Raw genomic sequence first — 18,042 nt, 5'->3', positions numbered from 1 at the left:
GCCTCAATTCGTCTTGGCTTTTTCATCGCCCGGCAGGACGTAATCCGTCCCTTCCCATGGCGAGAGAAAATCGAAATTGCGGAATTCCTGCTTGAGCTCGACCGGCTCATAGATGACGCGCTTGGCCTCGTCGTCGTAGCGCACCTCGACGAAGCCGGTCAGCGGGAAATCCTTGCGCAGCGGATGGCCTTCGAAACCGTAGTCGGTCAGCAAGCGGCGCAGGTCCGGGTGGCCGGAGAACAGCACGCCATAGAGATCGTAAGTCTCGCGCTCGAACCAGTCGGCGCCGGGATATACGCCGGTGATCGACGGCACCATCGTCTCTTCGTCGGCCTGCACCTTGACGCGGATGCGCACGTTCTGCTTCGGCGACAACAGGTGATAGACGACGTCGAAGCGCTTGGCCCGCGACGGATAGTCGGCGCCGCAGACGTCGATGATCGAGATGAACTGGCAGCGCGCATCGTCGCGCAGGAAGGTCATCACCTCGACCAGATCGCGCGGCTCGACGTGAACGGTGAGCTCGCCATAGGCGATCACCGCGTCGTTCACGCGGCCGATCAGCTTCTCGCCGAGATAGGTCGACAGTTCGCTCAGGGATGCGGTCATGGATTTACCGTTCGATCGTGCCGGTGCGGCGGATCTTCTTCTGCAGGAGAAGAATGCCGTAAAGCAGCGCTTCGGCGCTCGGCGGGCAGCCGGGCACATAGATGTCGACCGGCACGATGCGGTCGCAGCCACGCACCACCGAATAGGAATAGTGGTAGTAGCCGCCGCCATTGGCGCAGGAGCCCATCGAGATGACGTAGCGCGGCTCCGGCATCTGGTCGTAGACCTTGCGTAGCGCCGGCGCCATCTTGTTGGTCAGCGTACCGGCGACGATCATGATGTCGGACTGGCGCGGAGACGCGCGCGGCGCGACGCCGAAGCGCTCGCTGTCATAGCGCGGCATCGAAGTGTGGATCATCTCGACCGCGCAGCAAGCGAGGCCGAACGTCATGAACATCAGCGAACCGCTGCGCGCCCAGGTGATCAGCGCTTCCGTCGAGGTGACGAGAAAGCCCTTGTCGGCCAGCTCGTTGTTGATCTCGAGGAAGAAAGGATCGTCCGCCCCCACCGGCCTGCCGGTGTTGGGATCGATCAGGCCCTTCGGCTTCGGCGCGACGAGCGTGCCGGAACTGTCGTTCAATCCCATTCCAGCGCTCCTTTTTTCCATTCATAGGCAAAGCCGATGGTCAGCACCGCCAGAAAGACCATCATCGACCAGAAGCCGAGCATGCCGATCTTCGAGAACGACACCGCCCACGGAAACAGGAAGGCCACTTCCAGGTCGAAGATGATGAACAGGATCGACACCAGGTAGAAACGGATGTCGAACTTCATGCGGGCGTCGTCGAACGAGTTGAACCCGCACTCGTAGGCGGAAAGCTTTTCGGGATCGGGATTGCGGTAGGCCACCAGGAAGGGGGCGGCCAGCAGCGCCAGGCCGACGACCAGCGCCACGCCGATGAACAGGACGATGGGCAGGTATGAGCTTAGAAGTGCGTTCATGCTCGGCTTTCCGTTGGCGCCAATCCACTTTGATTACAGCACCGGACCCTAATGCGGAAGCGTGACAGTTTAACCGCTGAACCGTTTTAAGGGCCTATGCTGCAACGCGGCGAGGGTTAGCGCAGCACTTCCAGCGAAGCAAGTCAAACCTTGTTCAAAACGCTGACCTGGACGGCATATCCTGGGAAACTGGTCCGATCCGCTCCTGGTTGATTTCCTTCACATTTTACTCCACTTTTGTCTCCTGACATGGTTGCCGCCAGAACCCTGCTAGCATGGGCCGGAATCACCCATCAGCCCCTCGGTCAAATCACCCTCAGAGTGACATCAGCATGAAGGAAAAGATCTCGCTTGCCACGGCCCGGCGCATCGCGCTCGCCGCCCAGGGGTTCCTCGATCCCCACCCCGCCGGCACGCCCGACCGCCGCCATTTCGCCCGTGTGCTCTCCCGCACCGGCCTGCTGCAGATCGATTCCGTCAGCGCGGTGGTGCGTGCTCATTATATGCCGCTCTATTCCCGCCTTGGCCCCTACCCGCTCGCCTTGCTCGACAACGCGGCCGTGACGCGCAAGCGCACGGTGTTCGAATACTGGGCGCACGAAGCCTCCTTCCTGCCGGTCGAGACATACCCGCTCATGCGCTGGCGTATGCAACGGGCCGAAAACGGCGACGAAATGTATCTCGGCCTCGCCAAATGGGGCCGCGAGCACGCCGCCTATATCGAGGAAATCTATAGGGAAGTCGCCGAGCGCGGTCCGATCGCCGCTTCCGCGCTCGAAGGCCAGAAAGGCTCCGGCGGCTGGTGGGGCTGGAGCCATGCCAAGCACGCCTTCGAATGGCTGTTCTGGGCCGGGCGCATCACCACGGCGCACCGTCGCGGTTTCGAGCGGTTCTATGATTTGCCGGAGCGCGTGCTGCCGCAGGCGATCCTCGATCTGCCGATGCCCGCCGCCGAGGACGCGCACCGCGAATTGCTGCGCATCTCGGCCCGCGCCCACGGCGTGGCGACGTCAGGAGATCTGCGCGACTATTTCCGCCTGTCGCCCGCCGACATGAAGGGCCGGCTGGAGGAACTGGTTGAAACAGGCGAGTTGTTGCCGGTGCGCGTCGAAGGCTGGGACAAGCGGGCTTATCTTCACAAAGACGCGCGCCTGCCACGAAAGATCGAGGCCCGTGCCCTGCTGGCGCCGTTCGATCCCGTCGTCTTCGAGCGGTCACGCACCGAGCGGCTGTTCGATTTCCACTACCGCATCGAGATCTACACCCCTGCCGAAAAGCGCCAATACGGCTACTACGTCCTGCCGTTCCTGCTCGGCGACAGGATCGTGGCACGCGTCGACCTCAAGGCCGACCGGCCCGCTGGAGTGTTACGCGTCCACGCCGCCTACGCCGAACCCGGCGCGCCGCCTGAGACCGCCGCAGAACTCCTCGAGGAACTGAAGCAGATGCAGGGCTGGCTTGGCCTTGAGCGAATGGAAGTGACGCCGGCTGGGGATTTGGGGCCAGCGCTAGCAATTCGGTAACATGGCCAACCGCAGTAACTTCTGCCATAGACGCTTCAACAAGCTTGATAGGTTTTGCAATGGCGTTCGCACAAAGTGCTGGACATGATCCATGGTGCGCTGATTGCACATGGAATGGATGCAATACGTAGAGAACAAGACGTTACGCTCCAGTCGAGGCAACTTCGTTTTGAGGCTGAGATTTTCGAGACGGGCACTAGCGGTAGGCTGGTTCTCGAAATCTACATCTTCTCTCCGCTGCTTGACGTTCAGCCGGTCATTGAATCCTTCGCTGGCTTCGGTGACACACGCGAAGAAGAATTGAATCAGGCGTTTGAAAAATTTCTCCGAGGGGTTTTCCATGTAGCCATTGAGGGACTGGCTGATCATGTCTGCGACAACATGCAGGCCGAGGTAGAAATTTGGCAGCAGACTATTCCCAGCTGGAAGATCTGGCGAAAAAATGCCCCCTGGAAGATCTATGGCGGACCGGTCATCTCCCAGGCCACAACCGAGCTTTGCTCGCTGAACCGGGGTTATCCAGCATTCTATGCCAAGCTGGAAAAGCTGTTCACGGCTTCCGCGTCCCCTGGCAGTCATTTTGTACGTACCTTTGTGGCAGGCTTGAAAGGCGAGCCAATTAGTGTCGAGGTCCTTCTCGACAACGCGGTTTGGCAAGAAGGACAGGATCTGGCCCGCAACCATGACTGGGATTATGGCGATGGCTATCAAGCAATCCGTCAAGTTATCCTGGCTCTGCCGGTTGGCGGCTCGTGAGAGCCTTGGGCCGACATCGCCATGTCGTAGCCGTGCGTTGACACAACTCCCCGCAAAAGCCTAAATCCGGTACAGATGGTCCTCTGCCAGCAACGGCAGGGGCTAAGAGGGAATGCGGTGCGGGACAAAAATCCCAAATCCGCGGCTGTCCCCGCAACTGTAAGCGAAGAGCCAAGGCCGAAAGCCACTGGGGCGTTCCCGGGAAGGCGGCTACCCAAGGCGATGACTCGCGAGCCAGGAGACCTGCCGTCTGCGACATTAGAATCCGATCGCCCGGCGGGTTTCCGGGCAAGGAGCCCGATTTTTGGATCATAACGGCAGTATTTCGGCTGGTGCAGCGGATGTTTCGTCCGCCGATGGCGATGCGTTGTCCGGCGTCACCGTCATCGTCTGCGCCTCCTGCCGCGACGAGACCGGCTCCGACGGCCACCCGCGTGCCGGGGAACTGCTCGCCGACGACACGCGCCGCGCCGCGGCGGAGGAAGCGATCCGGGTCCGCACTGTCGAATGCCTCGGCAACTGCAAGCGCCGCCTCAGCGCAGCGATCCTGCGCGACGGCTGCTGGAGCTATGTCTTCGGCGATCTGACCGCGACCAGCGGCGCCGACCTCGTCACCGGCGCCAAACTCTTCGCCACCTCCACCGACGGACTGATCCCATGGCGCGGTCGTCCCGATAGCCTCAAGCGCGGCCTCGTTGCCCGCATCCCTCCCCTCGACCTGTTGAAGGACTGATCATGACTGCCTCCGTCTCCCGCGTCCCTTGCACCGTCGTCACCGGCTTCCTCGGCGCAGGCAAGACGACGCTGGTCCGCCATCTCCTGGAAAACGCCGGCGGCAAGCGCATCGCGATCATCGTCAATGAATTCGGCGACATCGGCATCGACGGCGAAATCCTGAAGAGCTGCGGCATCGACACCTGCCCGGAGGAAAACATCGTCGAACTGGCCAATGGCTGCATCTGCTGCACCGTTGCCGACGATTTCGTGCCGGCGCTCGACCAGATCCTGTCGCTGGTGCCGAAAGTCGACCATATCCTGATCGAGACTTCGGGCCTGGCGCTGCCCAAGCCGCTGGTCCAGGCTTTCCAGTGGCCGACGGTGAAAAGCCGCGTGACGGTCGATGGCGTCATCGCCGTGGTCGATGGACCGGCGCTGGCCGAAGGCCGTGTCGCCAACGACATGGACGCACTCCAGGCACAGCGCGCGCAGGACGAGACGCTCGATCACGACGATCCGGTCGAGGAAGTCTTCGAGGATCAGATCGCCTGCGCCGACCTGATCATCCTGTCGAAGAGCGACCTGATGGACGCCGCCGGCTCGATCCGCGCCAACGCCATCATCAACGAGCACATCTCCCGCGCGGTAAAGATCGTGCCGACCTCGCAAGGCAAGGTCGACCCATCGGTGCTGCTCGGCCTCGGCCTCGCCGTGGAAGACGACATCGAAAACCGCAAAACCCACCATGACGACGAGCTCGACCACGAGCATGATGACTTTGACTCCTTCGTCATCGACATCCCATCGATCGCCAACCCTGATGAGCTGGCAAAACGCGTCGCCACCGCCGCCGAGGAAGAAAATGTGCTGCGCGTGAAGGGCTTTGTCGAGGTCGGCGGCAAGCCGATGCGGCTCCTGCTGCAGGCCGTCGGACCGCGTGTCAATCACTATTACGACCGCGCCTGGACGGCGCAGGACGACCGCCGCTCGCGCCTGGTCGTCATCGGACTGAAGGGGCTGAACCGCCCGGCCATCGAGCGTATACTCGCCGGCTGACGCAAACCACGGATCGCGATGCACATCCTCACCACGACCTCCGCCTCACTCGACGACCTCGCCGAGCCGGTCGATCTGCGGCAGACGCCGGCGGATGTGGTGGCCCTGTCCTTCACCGACAGTGATCTCGCCGGACTGGCCGCAGCCTGGAAGGCCAATGCCGGCCGCCTGCCCTCGATGCGGCTGGCGGCCCTGCGTGACCTGCGCCATCCGATGTCCGTCGACCTCTGGGTCGACAGCGTCGCCCGACACGCCAAGGTCATCCTCGTGCGCATCCTCGGCGGCTACGACTGGTGGCGCTACGGCTGCGACCAGCTTGCCTCGATCGCCCGCGCGCACGGCATCAAGCTGGCGCTGCTGCCCGGCGAATGCCGCGACGAGGATTTGCGCCTGATCGAAGCCTCGACGCTGCCGCGCGAGGAATTGGACGGCCTGCTCGACTATTTCCGCGAGGGCGGTCCTGCGAATATGAGCGCGCTGGTGCAGAAACTGGCGCGGCTGGCGGGGTCTGAAGCAGCAATTTCAGCGCCGGTCGCGGTACCGAAGGCGGGATTTTATGAGCCGGGACTTGGCGTCGTTGATGATCCGAGTGCTTTCCGGATATCGAAGAGCGGTAGCGACGCCGACAATTTCCGTGTTGCCGCCCGCACCATCCCCATCCTGTTCTACCGTTCGATGCTGCTGGCCGCCGATGTCGCACCGATCGACGCGCTTTTTGAAGCGCTGCGGCAACGCGGCATCAACCCAGTCCCCATCTTCGTCTCCAGCCTCAAGGACCCGGCGTCGCTGGCGTTCGTGGAAACCGCACTGGCCGCACTACAGCCTGCCGCCATCATCACCGCGACCGCCTTCGCTTCAGGCGCCGAACCCGGCGTCGAAACCCTGTTCGACCGTGCCGGCGTGCCTGTCTTCCAGGTCATTGTCGCCACCACCCGCCGCGACATCTGGGAAAACAACCAGCGTGGGCTGGCGCCCGCCGACCTCGCCATGCATGTCGTGCTGCCCGAACTCGACGGCCGCATCCTGGCTGGTGCTGTTTCCTTCAAGGGCGAGAGCGAGGTCGATCCCGTACTTGGTCACCGCGCCTTCGCCAACCGGCCGGAGCCCAACCGCGTCGCGCAGGTCGCGGACCGCGTAGCAGCCTTCATCCGGCTGCAGGAGACGCTCCGCGCCCAACGCAAACTGGCGATCCTGGTCCCCGATTATCCGAGTGCGCCCGGCCGCACCGGCTATGCCGTCGGCCTCGACGTGCCGTCCAGCGTGCTGGCCATGCTGCATGACCTGAGAGAGCTGGGCTACGCCGTTGACGGGATTCCGCAAACGCCGCGTGAGCTGCTGGATTTGCTGGAGCGCAGCGATACCGGGCTGAAACTGGAGGACTATCTCGACTTCTCGAAGGAACTTCCCGTTCAGGCACTCGCTACGGTCGAGGCAGCATGGGGCGCTGCCGATCCTTCACCCTCCCCCTTGTGGGGAGGGTCGGTTCGCGACATTCGCGAAGCGGGTGGCGCGAAACGGGGTGGGGGTAGCGGCGCTCTACCCCCACCCGGCCCTGCGGGCCACCCTCCCCACAAGGGGGAGGGTAAGCACTTCCCCTTCCGCGCCGCGACCTTCGGAAACGTCACCGTGGCGCTCGCCCCCGATCGCGGGCGCTCGAGGGATCGCCGCGCCGATTATCACGATCCGACGCTACCGCCGCGCCATGCGTTGATCGCCTTCGGCCTTTGGCTGCGCAAGTCGCTCGGCGTCCATGCGCTAGTCCATGTCGGCGCCCATGGCACGCTGGAATGGCTGCCGGGCAAGACGGTTGCGCTCTCGGAAAACTGCTTTCCCGAAATCGTCACCGGTCCCCTGCCCGTCGTCTATCCCTTCATCGTCTCCAACCCCGGCGAAGCGGCACAGGCCAAGCGGCGCATTGCCGCCGTCACCCTTGGCCATCTGCCGCCGCCGCTGACCGGCGCCGGGCTGGACGAGGACCAACACCGGCTCGAACGGCTGGTCGACGAATACGCCCAGGCCGACGGTCTCGACCGCCGCCGCCGCGACCGTCTGGCCAAGCTGATCGTCGACACCGCGCAGAAGACCGGCCTCGCCTCCGAAGCCGGCGTTGCCAGGACCGACGCGCCCGACGAAGCGCTGCGCCGCATCGATGCCTGGCTGTGCGACCTCAAGGATTTCGCCATCAAGGACGGGCTGCACGTCTATGGCCGCGCGCCAGCGGACGAGCCCGACGCCATGCGCCGCCAAAGTGCCGTGGCGGAGAAGACGGCGCTGCTTGCGGCGCTCGATGGCCGCCACGTCAAGGCCGGTCCAGCCGGTGCTCCGGCGCGCGGCCGTTCCGATGTCTTGCCCACCGGCCGCAACCTGTTCACGTCGGACCCGCGCACCATGCCGACGCCGACCGCCTATGACCTCGGCAAGGCGGCGGCGGAAGAAGTGGTGCGCGGCTACATGCAATCGCATGGCGACTGGCCGCGTTCGCTGGTCATCGATCTCTGGGGCTCGGCCTCGCTGCGCACCGGCGGCGAGGAGATCGCCCAAGGGTTGGCGCTGATGGGATGCCGGCCGCAATGGGATGCCGCGACCGGCCGCATCACCGGCATCGAGGTGCTGCCGCCGGCCACCCTCGGGCGCCCGCGTGTCGATGTCACATGGCGCATTTCCGGCCTGTTCCGCGACATGTTCCCGACCCAGATCGCGCTGATCGATGCCGCCGCCAACGCCGTTGCCGCCCGCGACGAGGAGGATTGCGAAAACCCGCTCGCGGCGAGAACCCGCGCCGACGGCAAGGTCAGCCCGCGCATTTTCGGCACCTCGCCCGGCACCTATGGCGCCGGCATCGAGGATTTGCTGTCGAGCGGCGACTGGGTGGCGCGCGAAGAGGTCGGCCGCGCCTATCTCGACGCCACCTCGCATGCCTATGGCGGCGCCGGGGGCGAAGGCGTGTCAGTACCCGGCGCCTTCGAGGGCCGCATCGCCGAAGCCGATCTTCTCGTCCACACCGGCGACGACCCCGGCCGCGACATTCTAGAAGGGTCCGCCGACGTCGCCTTCATCGGCGGCTTTTCGGCAGCGTTGGCCGCACTTGGCAGGAATGCCGACGTCATCGTGCTCGACACCACGGATCCGCAGAAACCGAAGCCGCGCTCGGTTGGTGAGGCGGTGGCCCGCGTCGTGCGCGCCCGCGCCGTCAACGCCCGCTTCATATCGGGCCAGATGCGCCATGGCCCGCGTGGCGCCTCCGAATTTGCCGAAACGGTCGACCGGCTGGTTGGCTTCGCCGAAACTACCCATGCGATATCGGGTACGCTGATCGAGGCGGTTCACGATGCCTATCTCGGCAATCCCGAGGTGCGCGCCTTCATCCTGCGCGAGAATCCCGCCGCCGCCAAAGTCATTGCCGAACGCTTCCTGTCGGCGCGCCGGCGCGGCCTCTGGCATCCCATGCGCAATTCCATCGACGACGATCTTGCCGCGCTGATTGCCGAGGCAGAGGCGCTTGGGGTTGCGGCATGAACGCCTTCTCGCGCCGCGGCGCCTGCCCCGCTTTGGCAGCCCCCATGCAGACCGGCGACGGCCTGCTGGTGCGGCTCAACCCCGTTGCTGGAGGCCCATCTTCTGGAGGATTGTCGCCGAAGCTCTTGATCGCACTCGCCGAATCTGCCCTGCGGCACGGCAACGGCATCATGGAAGTCACCGCCCGTGGCAGCCTGCAGATACGTGGCCTGACGCCGGAAAGCGCGCCGCTGCTGGCGACGGAAGTCGATGCGCTTGGCATCGCCGTGCGTACTGGTGTACCGGTCGAGACCGGGCCGCTGGCGGGCATTGATCCACGGGAGATTGCCGATCCGCGGCCGCTGGCGGACCAGATCAGGGCGGCGATCGAAGAGGCTGGGCTGACTCAGCGGCTTGGGCCGAAGGTTTCGGTCGTCGTGGACGGCGGCGGGCAACTAACTTTGGATGCGGTGACGGCCGACGTGCGGCTTGTTGCAACTCGCAGCGATGCAGGAGTTCGGTGGCTGATGTCTGTCGCAGGTGATGGGCGGAATGCGAAGCCGCTCGTCATGGTCGAGGACGAGGCGGCGCGCGACATTGCCGTTGCCGTGCTGAGGATGGTTGCCGAGAAAGGCCGCGGGGCTCATGCGAGGGATTTGTCGGAGAGGCAGCTGACATCGTTGGCAAGCTGGCACTCCGTCCCACCCCCCTCTGTCCTGCCGGACATCTCTCCCGCAAGGGGGGAGATCGGCAGTTCAACGGTCGGCTCTCCTTTTGCAGCGCCAGCTATTAGCGCCACGTCTGCAATTGGCGAAACCAGTGGTGACAGCGCAATCTCCCCCCTTGCGGGAGAGATGTCCGGCAGGACAGAGGGGGGTGGGCAGGATCGCCATCCTTCGCCGTCAACTCGCTCGCCCATCGGCATTTTCGACACGATCACAGCCAACACCGCTCTCGCCATCGCTCTCCCCTATGGCAGCATGCCGGCGGACAAGATCATCGGCCTCGCGCAGGGCGCCCTAACCCTCGGCACGTCAGAAATTCGCCTCGCCCCCGGCCGCGCCCTGCTGTTCCTCGGCCAGCCGGCAGCCGCCAGCCAGCCTCTTCAGCACACAGCCGCCACCCTCGGCTTCGTCACCGACCCGGCCGACCCGCGCACACGCATCGCCGCCTGCCCCGGCACGCCGGCCTGCGCTTCCGGCCGGATCGCCACGCGCGACATTGCCGAGACGATTGCCGTTGAAAACACCGACATCCTCGACTTCACGCTGCACATTTCCGGCTGCGCCAAGGGCTGCGCCCATCCGGGCAAAGCAGCGCTTACCCTGGTCGGCGGCGAAAACGGAGCCGGACTTGTCGTGAACGCGACGGCAAAGGCCCTTCCTGCCGGCTACAGGCCGGGCTATGACGCCGCGCGCGGCATCGGCCGCGTCGCGGCAGCGATCCGCCGCGCACGACTTCCCGGCGAAACCGCCGCCGCCTGCCTGACAAGGCTTGGCGCGGCCGGCATCGCCGAGGCTTACCGACAGGAATGAGCATGGCCGCCTACGACTACATCCACGACGGCACGGCGATCTACGAGCGCTCCTTCGCCATCATTCGCGCCGAGGCTGACCTGTCGCGCTTCTCCGAAGCCGAGGCCGATGTCGCCATCCGCATGATCCATGCCTGCGGGCAGGTCGAAGCCACCAGGCATTTTGTTTTTTCGACGGATTTCGTTGCCGCCGCGCGCGCAGCACTTTCGGCTGGCGCGCCGATCTTCTGCGACGCGGAAATGGTCTCGCATGGCGTCACCCGCGCCAGGCTGCCGGCGGGCAACGAGGTGATCTGCACCTTGCGCGACCCGCGCACGCACGAACTCGCCAAGGAGATCGGCAACACCCGCTCGGCCGCCGCGATCGACCTGTGGGGCGAGCGAATGGCCGGTTCGGTGGTCGCCATCGGCAATGCGCCGACCGCGCTCTTCTACCTCCTGGAAAAACTGCGCGATGGCGCGCCGAAGCCGGCAGCCATCATCGGAATGCCGGTCGGCTTCGTCGGTGCGGCCGAATCCAAGGATGCGCTGGCCGAGAATTCCTATGGCGTGCCCTATGCCATCGTGCGTGGCCGGCTGGGCGGCAGCGCCATGACCGCGGCCGCGCTCAACGCCCTGGCGAGGCCTGGCCTGTGAACGCGCTTCCCAAAGGCCGTCTCGTCGGCGTCGGCACCGGTCCCGGCGACCCCGAACTGTTGACGCTTAAGGCCGCTCGCGCCTTGGCCGAGGCCGATGTCGTGGCGTATTTCGCCAAGCGCGGCAACAACAGCAACGCGCGCGCCATCGTTGAAGCGCAATTCCGCCCGGGCATGACGGAACTGCCGCTGCTCTATCCCGTCACCACGGAAATCGACAAGGACCACGACGACTACCGCTCGCAGATCACCGGCTTCTACGAGGAGTCCGCCGAGAAGGTCGCCGAGCATCTTCAGGCCGGCAAGATGGTTGCCGTGCTGTCCGAAGGCGACCCTCTGTTCTACGGCTCCTACATGCATCTGCATGTCCGGCTCGCGCATCGCTTCCCGACGGAAGTCATTCCCGGCGTCACCGCCATGTCCGGCTGTTGGTCGGCCACCGGCCTGCCGATCGTCCAGGGCGACGATGTGCTGACCGTGCTGCCGGGCACGATGAGCGAGTTCGAGCTCACCCGGCGGCTGGCAGACACCGACGCCGCCGTCATCATGAAGGTCGGCCGCAACCTGCCCAAGATCAAGCGGGCATTGGAAGCCACCGGCAAGCTGCTGCGCGCCGTCTATGTCGAGCGCGGCACTATGGCGGGCAGCGTTTCGATGCGACTGGCCGACAAGCAGGACGACAAGGCGCCCTATTTCGCCATCGTGCTCGTCGCCGGCTGGTCCGGCCGGCCCGGCGTTTCGGGAGCACAGGCATGAGCGGCCGTCTGACAGTCATCGGGCTTGGACCGGGCAATGCCGATCAGGTCACACCGGAGGCCAGCCGCGCCGTCGCCGAGGCCAAATTCTTCTATGGCTACAAGCCCTATCTCGACAGGCTCGAATTGCGCGCGGACCAGACCCGCGTTGCTTCCGACAACCGCGAGGAACTCGCCCGCTCCAAGGACGCGCTGATAAAGGCCGCCGAAGGTCATGACGTCGCTGTCGTTTCCGGTGGCGATCCCGGCGTGTTCGCCATGGCAGCGGCCGTCTGCGAGGCGATCGAGGCCGGCCCGGCAGAATGGCGAGCGATCGATGTCGCTGTCGTGCCCGGCATCACTGCCATGCTCGCGGTTGCCGCCCGCATCGGCGCCCCGCTCGGCCATGATTTCTGCGCCATTTCGCTGTCCGACAATCTGAAGCCGTGGGACCTGATCGAGCTGCGCCTGCTGGCGGCAGCCGGCGCCGGCTTCGTCATCGCGCTCTACAACCCAATCAGCAAGGCGCGCCCCTGGCAGCTTGGCCGCGCCTTCGAATGCCTGACCGCGATCCTGCCGGGCACCACGCCGGTGATTTTCGGCCGCGCCGCCGGCCGCCCGGACGAGCGCATCGAGGTCACGCTGCTGGCCGATGTCGACGCGCAAAAGGCCGACATGGCGACCTGCATCATCATCGGCTCGCCGGAAACCAGGATCATCAAACGCGACGACAGACCGGCGCTGGTCTACACGCCGCGCTCGTCGACGGGTCAAAGAAAATGATCGACCCCAAACTGGTTGACAATGGCGGCCAGCGCTTCGACGGTTTCAGCCGAGGCAACGTCCGGCAGGGCCGGCCTGCGGACCATCACCACCTCGATGCCAAGCGCCCGCGCCGCGGCGATCTTGCCATAGGTCGCCTCGCCGCCGCTGTTCTTGGACACCACGACATCGATGCGATGTGTTTCGAGCAGCGCGCGTTCTTCCGTTTCGCGGAACGGACCCCGCGCCAGAAGATAGCTTGCATCCGGCACCGCCAGCTTCGGCTCGACCGCATCGACGCTGCGGATGAGATAGTGGTGCTGGGGCGCTGCTTCGAAAGCGGCAACCTCTTGCCGGCCCAGCGCCAGAAAAACCCGGCGCGGCGCGGGCCCCAACGCCCGCGCGGCATCGACTGTTGTATCGACCTGCGTCCAGCGGTCGCCTGCGACAGGCTCCCAGCCGGGGCGTCGCAATGCCAGGACAGGCACGCCGGCGACGCGCGCGGCTTGCGCCGCATTGGCGGAGATTTGCGCGGCATACGGGTGAGTGGCGTCGATCAGCAGGTCGATGCGCATCTCCAGCAGATAGGCAGCCAGCCCATCGGCGCCGCCAAATCCTCCGGTTCGCACCGGCACGCCCTGCGCAACCGGGCTTTCGGTGCGGCCAGCCAGCGACAGCGTGACCAGGCAATCGGCGCGTGCGGCCAGTTTTCCGGCCAGCTGCCGGGCTTCGGTGGTGCCGCCGAGGATCAGAATGCGGTGGGTCATCATGCCTGCTGAGGGTCCGCGCGTCGCCAAGCTCAACTCAAAATGGCTCACAATCGTCGGCCTCGGCGAGGACGGTTTAGCGGGTCTCGGCGACGAGGCCAAGCGGCTGATCGCCAAGGCGGAGATCATCTTCGGCGGCAAGCGGCACCTGGCGCTTGTCGCCTCCTTCGCCAAGGGTGAACCACGACCTTGGCCGGTTCCTTTCGATGCCGGGATGGCCGATGTGCTGGCGCTTGCAGGCAGATCGGTCTGCGTGCTCGCCTCCGGCGATCCGTTCTTCCACGGGGTCGGCGCCACCCTCGCCCGCAAGGTCAAGGCGCAGGAGATGCATGTCATTCCCGCGCCGTCGGCCGTTTCGCTGGCCGCGGCCCGCCTCGGCTGGTCGCTGCAGGATATCGAGACCGTGTCGCTGCATGGCCGGCCGCTCGACCTGATCCGGCCGCTGCTGCAGCCGAACGCGCGCATATTGGCGCTGACATCCGACGCGGAGGCACCCGCTGCAATCGCGCGCCTGCTGGTAGAACTCGACTTCGGCGCATCGCGGCTGACGGTTCTCGAGGCCCTGGGCGGGCCGAAGGAAACGTTGCGTTCGACCCATGCCGATGCCTTCGACTTCGAAAACATCAATCCGCTCAACGTACTGGCGATCGAAGTTGAATCCGGTCCGGATGCGCGAGTCCTGCCGCTGACGGTCGGGCTTGCCGACCATTTGTTCGACCATGACGGCCAGATCACCAAGCGCGAGATCCGCTCCATCACCCTTTCGGCGCTGGCGCCGAGGCGCGGCGAGTTGCTGTGGGACATCGGCGCCGGTTCCGGTTCCGTCGGCATCGAATGGATGCTCGCCCATCCCTCGCTGCGCGCCATCGCCATCGAGGCCGACCCGACCCGCGCCGCCCGCATTGGCCGCAATGCCGCAGCCTGCGGCGTTCCCGACCTCGTCGTGGTGGAAGGCAGCGCGCCCAAGGCCCTTGCCAGGCTGGACACACCAGATGCGATCTTTATCGGCGGCGGCGGCAGCGATGCCGGCGTGTTGAACGCTGCCATCAAGGCGTTGCGCCCCGGCGGCAATCTCGTCGCCAATGCGGTGACGCTGGAGATGGAAGCTTTGCTTCTTGCCCGCCATATCTCGCTTGGCGGCGACCTTACCCGCATAAACATATCGCGCGCCTCACCTGTCGGCTCGATGCAGGCCTGGCGGCCGGCCATGCCGGTCACGCAATGGAGCTGGGTGAAGCCATGATGGTCGCGGGCATCGGCAGCCGAAAAGGCGTGACGGTCGAGGACGTGCTGGCGGCGATAGAAACCGCACTGGAGGCGCATGGGCTGGCGATGACGGCGCTATCCGTCTTGGCCACCGCACCTCTGAAGCGGGTCGAAAAGGCCATCTTCGCCGCCGGACATCGGCTCAATCTTCCGGTCATCGTCGCCGATGCAGCCGCGATCGAGGCCGCTTCATCAGCCACGATCAGCCTCTCCGGCCTTTCACGAGATCTGGCCGGCACACCATCGGTTTCCGAAGCATCCGCCCTTGCCGTCGCCGGCAGAGGCGCCAGGCTGCTCGGTGCCCGCACGGTGCTCGGCCAGGTCACCTGCGCCATTGCCATCAGCGGAGATGCGCCATGACCGTGCATTTCATCGGCGCCGGTCCAGGGGCCGCCGACCTCATCACGCTGCGTGGCGCCAGGCTGCTGGCAAGCTGCCCGGTCTGCCTCCATGCCGGGTCGATCGTCGCGCCCGAATTGCTGCAGCACTGCGCGCCGGGGACAAAGCTGATCGACACCGCGCCGATGTCGCTCGACGAGATCGAAGCAGCGTATCTCGATGCCCACAAGGCCGGCCATGATGTCGCCCGGCTGCATTCCGGCGACCTTTCGGTGTGGAGCGCCGTTGCCGAGCAGATCCGACGGCTGGAAAAGCACGGCATTCCCTATACGCTGACGCCGGGCGTTCCCTCCTTCGCCGCTGCTGCCGCAGCACTTCGCCGCGAGTTGACTATTCCCGAGGTCGCGCAAAGCCTGGTGCTGACCCGCATCTCCGGCCGCGCCTCGAAGATGCCGCCCGGTGAAACGCTGGCCGGCTTCGGCCGCACCGGCGCGACGCTCGCCATTCATCTGGCCATCCACGCCATCGATCGCGTCGTCGCCGAGCTGACGCCGCACTATGGCGGAGATTGCCCGGTGGCGATCGTCTTCCGCGCCTCCTGGCCGGACGAGCGCGTGCTGACCGGCACGCTTGCGACCATCGAAGCGCGGTTGGCCACCGATCCGATGGAGCGTACGGCGATCATCTTCGTCGGCCGGTCGCTCGCGACGGAAGATTTTGGCGAGAGTTCATTGTACGACGCCCACTACCAGCGGCGTTTTCGCGGACGGGACGGATTGTGAGCGGCAGCACTGGGAACAAGGGCGACAACGCCACGCTCGAACAGGCTCTTGCGCGGCTGAACTTCAAGCCGCGCCGGCTTGAGCCTGGCCATGTCTGGCTGGCCGGCGCCGGCCCCGGCGATCCCGGCTGCCTGACCCTGGAAGTGCTGGCGGCTTTGGCCGAGGCGGATGCGCTGGTCTACGACGCGCTGGTCTCTCCCGATGTCGTCGCCGTTGCCGAAAGCGCCGAGCTTTTCTTTGCCGGCAAGCGCGGCGGAAAACCGTCGATGAAGCAGGACGACATCACCGCACTTTTGGTCAGGCTGGCGCGCGAAGGCCGCCGCGTCGTCAGGCTGAAGGGCGGCGATCCCTATATCTTTGGCCGTGGCGGCGAAGAAGCTTTGGCGCTCGCGCGGGAAGATATCCCGTTCCGCGTCCTGCCCGGCCTGACATCGGGGCTCAGTGCGCTGGCTGCGACCGGCATCCCCGCCACCATGCGCGGCATCAACAAGGCGGTGATCCTGGCCACCGGCCACGCCGCCGGCACCGATGACGACCTCGACTGGGCGGCAATCGCCCGCACCGGCCAGCCCGTCGTGGTCTATATGGGCATGGCCAATTTGCCCCTCATCGCCGCGGCACTGCTCGACGGCGGGCTGACGCCGGCGACGCCGGCGGCTGTGATCGTCGCCGCGACGACACCGCAGGAGCGAACGGTCGTCGCCACGCTCGCCACCATTGCCGAGGAAGCCGCCGCTGCCGGCCTCGCCTCGCCGGCGCTGATCGTCGTCGGCGGCATCGTCGCCATGCGCGCGGCACTGGCGGGGAAAGCATGACCGCCCGCGCCATCATCATCGGCGCGCCGCGGTCCGGCTCTGGCAAGACCAGCGTCACCATCGGCATCTTGCGCGCGCTGACCCGGCGCGGCCTGAAAGTGCGCGGTGCCAAATCCGGCCCAGACTATATCGACCCTGGCTTCCACACCGCTGCCACGGGGCTTTCCGGCGTCAATCTCGACAGCTGGGCCATGCCTCCCTCGCTGCTCAACGCACTCGCCGCGCAAGCAGCCGACGACACCGATTTCGTCATCCTCGAAAGCGCCATGGGCCTGTTCGATGGCATTCCGGCGGCTCCCGGCCGCACCGGTTCCGCGGCCGACCTGGCACGGCTCTACTGCCTGCCGGTGCTGCTGGTGCTCGACGTTTCCGGCCAGTCGACCACCGCGGCAGCCGTGGCCAAGGGTTTTGCCACCTACGATCCGGATGTGCGCATGGCCGGCGTCGTGCTCAACCGGCTGGGCAGCGAGCGCCACCGCCGATTGTCCGGCGACGCCATCGAGGCAATCGGCCTGCCGGTCGTCGGCGCCATCCTGCGCGACCCCACGCTCAATCTGCCGGAGCGCCACCTCGGCCTCGTCCAGGCCGGCGAATACGACGACCTGATGGCGCATCTCGACCGGCTGGCCGACATGGCCGAAAAGTCGCTCGATCTCGATGCCCTCATGGCCCTGGCGACACCCCTCACCCCGGCACCAGGCGGCTTCGCCGATGCACTGCCGCCGCCCGGCCAGCGGATCGCACTGGCCGAGGATGCCGCTTTCACCTTCCTCTACCCGCATGTGGCGGCCTACTGGCGCAAGGCGGGCGCGCAGATCGTCCCGTTCTCGCCGCTCGCCGACGAAGCACCCGACGAGGATTGCGACGTCTGCTGGCTGCCCGGCGGCTATCCGGAGCTTCATGCCGGCCGGCTCAGCGCCGCCGCGAATTTCCGCGTGGGAATGGCAAGGTTCGCCGCGACGAAACCCATCCATGGCGAGTGCGGCGGCTTCATGGTGCTTGGTGAAGCGCTGGAGGACGCGTCGGGCGAAACGCACAAGATGCTCGGCCTGCTCGGCCATTCCACCAGCTTTGCCAAGCGCAAGATGAACCTCGGTTACCGCGAGGCGCGGCTGCGCGCCGCTTGTCCGCTGGGCACACAAGGCGCGCTGATCCGCGGCCACGAATTTCACTATGCGCAGATGACGGCCAGCGGCAATGATGAGCCGCTGGCCGATCTCGCCGACGGCCAGGGCAATCCGATCGGCGCCTCGGGGTACCGGCGCGGCCATGTCAGCGGCACCTTCTTCCACGCCATTGCGAGGGGCTGA

18 protein-coding genes and 1 riboswitch are annotated in these 18,042 nt (G+C 65.8%); of the genes, 14 read left to right on the top strand and 4 right to left on the bottom strand.

Features of this window, described 5'->3' with window-relative positions:
* Nucleotides 1-3 precede the first annotated feature (3 nt).
* From ACFSQT_RS30875 to ACFSQT_RS30865, 3 genes are read right to left on the bottom strand one after another with little or no spacing between them, the layout of a single operon-like run.
* A complete protein-coding gene (locus ACFSQT_RS30875; protein ID WP_111547565.1) occupies nucleotides 4-609 on the bottom strand; it encodes an NADH-quinone oxidoreductase subunit C in 606 nt (201 codons plus the stop codon).
* A gap of 4 nt (nucleotides 610-613) precedes the next feature.
* The gene (locus ACFSQT_RS30870) at nucleotides 614-1,195 is read right to left on the bottom strand and encodes a NuoB/complex I 20 kDa subunit family protein (RefSeq protein WP_056596762.1); all 582 of its coding nucleotides are present in this window, start codon (nucleotides 1,193-1,195) and stop codon (nucleotides 614-616) included.
* Nucleotides 1,186-1,551, bottom strand: coding sequence for an NADH-quinone oxidoreductase subunit A (locus ACFSQT_RS30865; RefSeq protein WP_010910112.1), 366 nt, complete (start codon nucleotides 1,549-1,551; stop codon nucleotides 1,186-1,188). The genes ACFSQT_RS30870 and ACFSQT_RS30865 overlap by 10 nt, the downstream gene beginning before the upstream one ends.
* A 332-nt stretch (nucleotides 1,552-1,883) precedes the next feature.
* Here ACFSQT_RS30865 and ACFSQT_RS30860 point away from each other — a divergent pair, with 332 nt between their 5' ends.
* The 9 genes from ACFSQT_RS30860 (at nucleotide 1,884) to ACFSQT_RS30820 (ending at nucleotide 12,784) form a co-directional block, all read left to right on the top strand.
* Nucleotides 1,884-3,074 carry a winged helix-turn-helix domain-containing protein gene (locus tag ACFSQT_RS30860; protein WP_379025243.1) on the top strand — a complete coding sequence of 397 codons (1,191 nt, stop codon included), beginning with the start codon at nucleotides 1,884-1,886 and terminating at the stop codon, nucleotides 3,072-3,074.
* Nucleotides 3,075-3,158: 84 nt separating this feature from the next.
* Complete coding sequence (locus ACFSQT_RS30855; protein WP_379025343.1) at nucleotides 3,159-3,830, top strand: DUF6348 family protein; 672 nt, start codon at nucleotides 3,159-3,161, stop codon at nucleotides 3,828-3,830.
* A gap of 59 nt (nucleotides 3,831-3,889) precedes the next feature.
* A riboswitch (cobalamin riboswitch) is annotated at nucleotides 3,890-4,095 on the top strand.
* Between the two features lie 39 nt (nucleotides 4,096-4,134).
* Entirely contained in the window at nucleotides 4,135-4,563 is a 429-nt protein-coding gene (locus ACFSQT_RS30850) for a DUF1636 family protein (RefSeq protein WP_379025241.1), read from the top strand.
* Nucleotides 4,564-4,565: 2 nt separating this feature from the next.
* Nucleotides 4,566-5,603, top strand: coding sequence for a cobalamin biosynthesis protein CobW (cobW, locus tag ACFSQT_RS30845; RefSeq protein ID WP_379025239.1), 1,038 nt, complete (start codon nucleotides 4,566-4,568; stop codon nucleotides 5,601-5,603).
* An 18-nt stretch (nucleotides 5,604-5,621) separates the two neighbouring features.
* Entirely contained in the window at nucleotides 5,622-9,119 is a 3,498-nt protein-coding gene (cobN, locus tag ACFSQT_RS30840) for a cobaltochelatase subunit CobN (protein WP_379025237.1), read from the top strand.
* Entirely contained in the window at nucleotides 9,116-10,633 is a 1,518-nt protein-coding gene (gene cobG, locus ACFSQT_RS30835; protein WP_379025235.1) for a precorrin-3B synthase, read from the top strand. The genes cobN and cobG overlap by 4 nt, the downstream gene beginning before the upstream one ends.
* Before the next feature lie 2 nt (nucleotides 10,634-10,635).
* Nucleotides 10,636-11,268: a precorrin-8X methylmutase gene (locus ACFSQT_RS30830; RefSeq protein ID WP_379025233.1), complete on the top strand. Its 633-nt coding sequence runs from the start codon at nucleotides 10,636-10,638 to the stop codon at nucleotides 11,266-11,268.
* Complete coding sequence (locus ACFSQT_RS30825) at nucleotides 11,265-12,023, top strand: precorrin-2 C(20)-methyltransferase (RefSeq protein WP_379025231.1); 759 nt, start codon at nucleotides 11,265-11,267, stop codon at nucleotides 12,021-12,023. The genes ACFSQT_RS30830 and ACFSQT_RS30825 overlap by 4 nt, the downstream gene beginning before the upstream one ends.
* On the top strand, nucleotides 12,020-12,784 hold the full coding sequence (locus ACFSQT_RS30820) for a precorrin-3B C(17)-methyltransferase (protein ID WP_379025229.1): 765 nt from the start codon (nucleotides 12,020-12,022) through the stop codon (nucleotides 12,782-12,784). The genes ACFSQT_RS30825 and ACFSQT_RS30820 overlap by 4 nt, the downstream gene beginning before the upstream one ends.
* On the opposite strand, the gene ACFSQT_RS30815 is transcribed toward ACFSQT_RS30820, so the two are convergent.
* Nucleotides 12,772-13,530, bottom strand: a complete 759-nt coding sequence (locus ACFSQT_RS30815; RefSeq protein ID WP_379025227.1) for a cobalt-precorrin-6A reductase — start codon at nucleotides 13,528-13,530, stop codon at nucleotides 12,772-12,774. The two genes, ACFSQT_RS30820 and ACFSQT_RS30815, sit on opposite strands and share 13 nt — an antisense overlap.
* A gap of 1 nt (nucleotide 13,531) precedes the next feature.
* Here ACFSQT_RS30815 and cbiE point away from each other — a divergent pair, with 1 nt between their 5' ends.
* Genes cbiE through ACFSQT_RS30790 form a run of 5 tightly spaced genes read left to right on the top strand, consistent with a single transcriptional unit; the run spans nucleotide 13,532 to nucleotide 18,042 of the window.
* On the top strand, nucleotides 13,532-14,773 hold the full coding sequence (gene cbiE / locus ACFSQT_RS30810; RefSeq protein WP_379025225.1) for a precorrin-6y C5,15-methyltransferase (decarboxylating) subunit CbiE: 1,242 nt from the start codon (nucleotides 13,532-13,534) through the stop codon (nucleotides 14,771-14,773).
* Complete coding sequence (locus ACFSQT_RS30805) at nucleotides 14,770-15,156, top strand: cobalamin biosynthesis protein (RefSeq protein WP_379025223.1); 387 nt, start codon at nucleotides 14,770-14,772, stop codon at nucleotides 15,154-15,156. Before cbiE ends, ACFSQT_RS30805 begins: the two co-directional genes overlap by 4 nt.
* Complete coding sequence (gene cobM, locus ACFSQT_RS30800) at nucleotides 15,153-15,917, top strand: precorrin-4 C(11)-methyltransferase (protein WP_379025221.1); 765 nt, start codon at nucleotides 15,153-15,155, stop codon at nucleotides 15,915-15,917. Before ACFSQT_RS30805 ends, cobM begins: the two co-directional genes overlap by 4 nt.
* Nucleotides 15,914-16,732: a uroporphyrinogen-III C-methyltransferase gene (gene cobA / locus ACFSQT_RS30795; RefSeq protein WP_379025219.1), complete on the top strand. Its 819-nt coding sequence runs from the start codon at nucleotides 15,914-15,916 to the stop codon at nucleotides 16,730-16,732. Before cobM ends, cobA begins: the two co-directional genes overlap by 4 nt.
* The gene (locus ACFSQT_RS30790) at nucleotides 16,729-18,042 is read left to right on the top strand and encodes a cobyrinate a,c-diamide synthase (RefSeq protein ID WP_379025217.1); all 1,314 of its coding nucleotides are present in this window, start codon (nucleotides 16,729-16,731) and stop codon (nucleotides 18,040-18,042) included. The genes cobA and ACFSQT_RS30790 overlap by 4 nt, the downstream gene beginning before the upstream one ends.

This window comes from Mesorhizobium calcicola, from assembly GCF_042682105.1.
In the GTDB taxonomy this organism is placed as follows: Bacteria; Pseudomonadota; Alphaproteobacteria; order Rhizobiales; family Rhizobiaceae; genus Mesorhizobium; species Mesorhizobium calcicola.
This window is presented reverse-complemented; position numbering and strand designations above follow the sequence as displayed.

Bases quoted from the DNA above. Each gene is read 5' to 3' on its own strand.
- ACFSQT_RS30875 (WP_111547565.1), bottom strand. From the start codon at position 609: ATGACCGCATCCCTGAGCGAACTGTCGACCTATCTCGGCGAGAAGCTG.
- ACFSQT_RS30870 (WP_056596762.1), bottom strand. From the start codon at position 1,195: ATGGGATTGAACGACAGTTCCGGCACGCTCGTCGCGCCGAAGCCGAAG.
- ACFSQT_RS30865 (WP_010910112.1), bottom strand. From the start codon at position 1,551: ATGAACGCACTTCTAAGCTCATACCTGCCCATCGTCCTGTTCATCGGC.
- ACFSQT_RS30860 (WP_379025243.1), top strand. From the start codon at position 1,884: ATGAAGGAAAAGATCTCGCTTGCCACGGCCCGGCGCATCGCGCTCGCC.
- ACFSQT_RS30855 (WP_379025343.1), top strand. From the start codon at position 3,159: ATGATCCATGGTGCGCTGATTGCACATGGAATGGATGCAATACGTAGA.
- cobW (WP_379025239.1), top strand. From the start codon at position 4,566: ATGACTGCCTCCGTCTCCCGCGTCCCTTGCACCGTCGTCACCGGCTTC.
- cobN (WP_379025237.1), top strand. From the start codon at position 5,622: ATGCACATCCTCACCACGACCTCCGCCTCACTCGACGACCTCGCCGAG.
- cobG (WP_379025235.1), top strand. From the start codon at position 9,116: ATGAACGCCTTCTCGCGCCGCGGCGCCTGCCCCGCTTTGGCAGCCCCC.
- ACFSQT_RS30830 (WP_379025233.1), top strand. From the start codon at position 10,636: ATGGCCGCCTACGACTACATCCACGACGGCACGGCGATCTACGAGCGC.
- ACFSQT_RS30820 (WP_379025229.1), top strand. From the start codon at position 12,020: ATGAGCGGCCGTCTGACAGTCATCGGGCTTGGACCGGGCAATGCCGAT.
- ACFSQT_RS30815 (WP_379025227.1), bottom strand. From the start codon at position 13,530: ATGACCCACCGCATTCTGATCCTCGGCGGCACCACCGAAGCCCGGCAG.
- cbiE (WP_379025225.1), top strand. From the start codon at position 13,532: ATGCCTGCTGAGGGTCCGCGCGTCGCCAAGCTCAACTCAAAATGGCTC.
- ACFSQT_RS30805 (WP_379025223.1), top strand. From the start codon at position 14,770: ATGATGGTCGCGGGCATCGGCAGCCGAAAAGGCGTGACGGTCGAGGAC.
- cobM (WP_379025221.1), top strand. From the start codon at position 15,153: ATGACCGTGCATTTCATCGGCGCCGGTCCAGGGGCCGCCGACCTCATC.
- ACFSQT_RS30790 (WP_379025217.1), top strand. From the start codon at position 16,729: ATGACCGCCCGCGCCATCATCATCGGCGCGCCGCGGTCCGGCTCTGGC.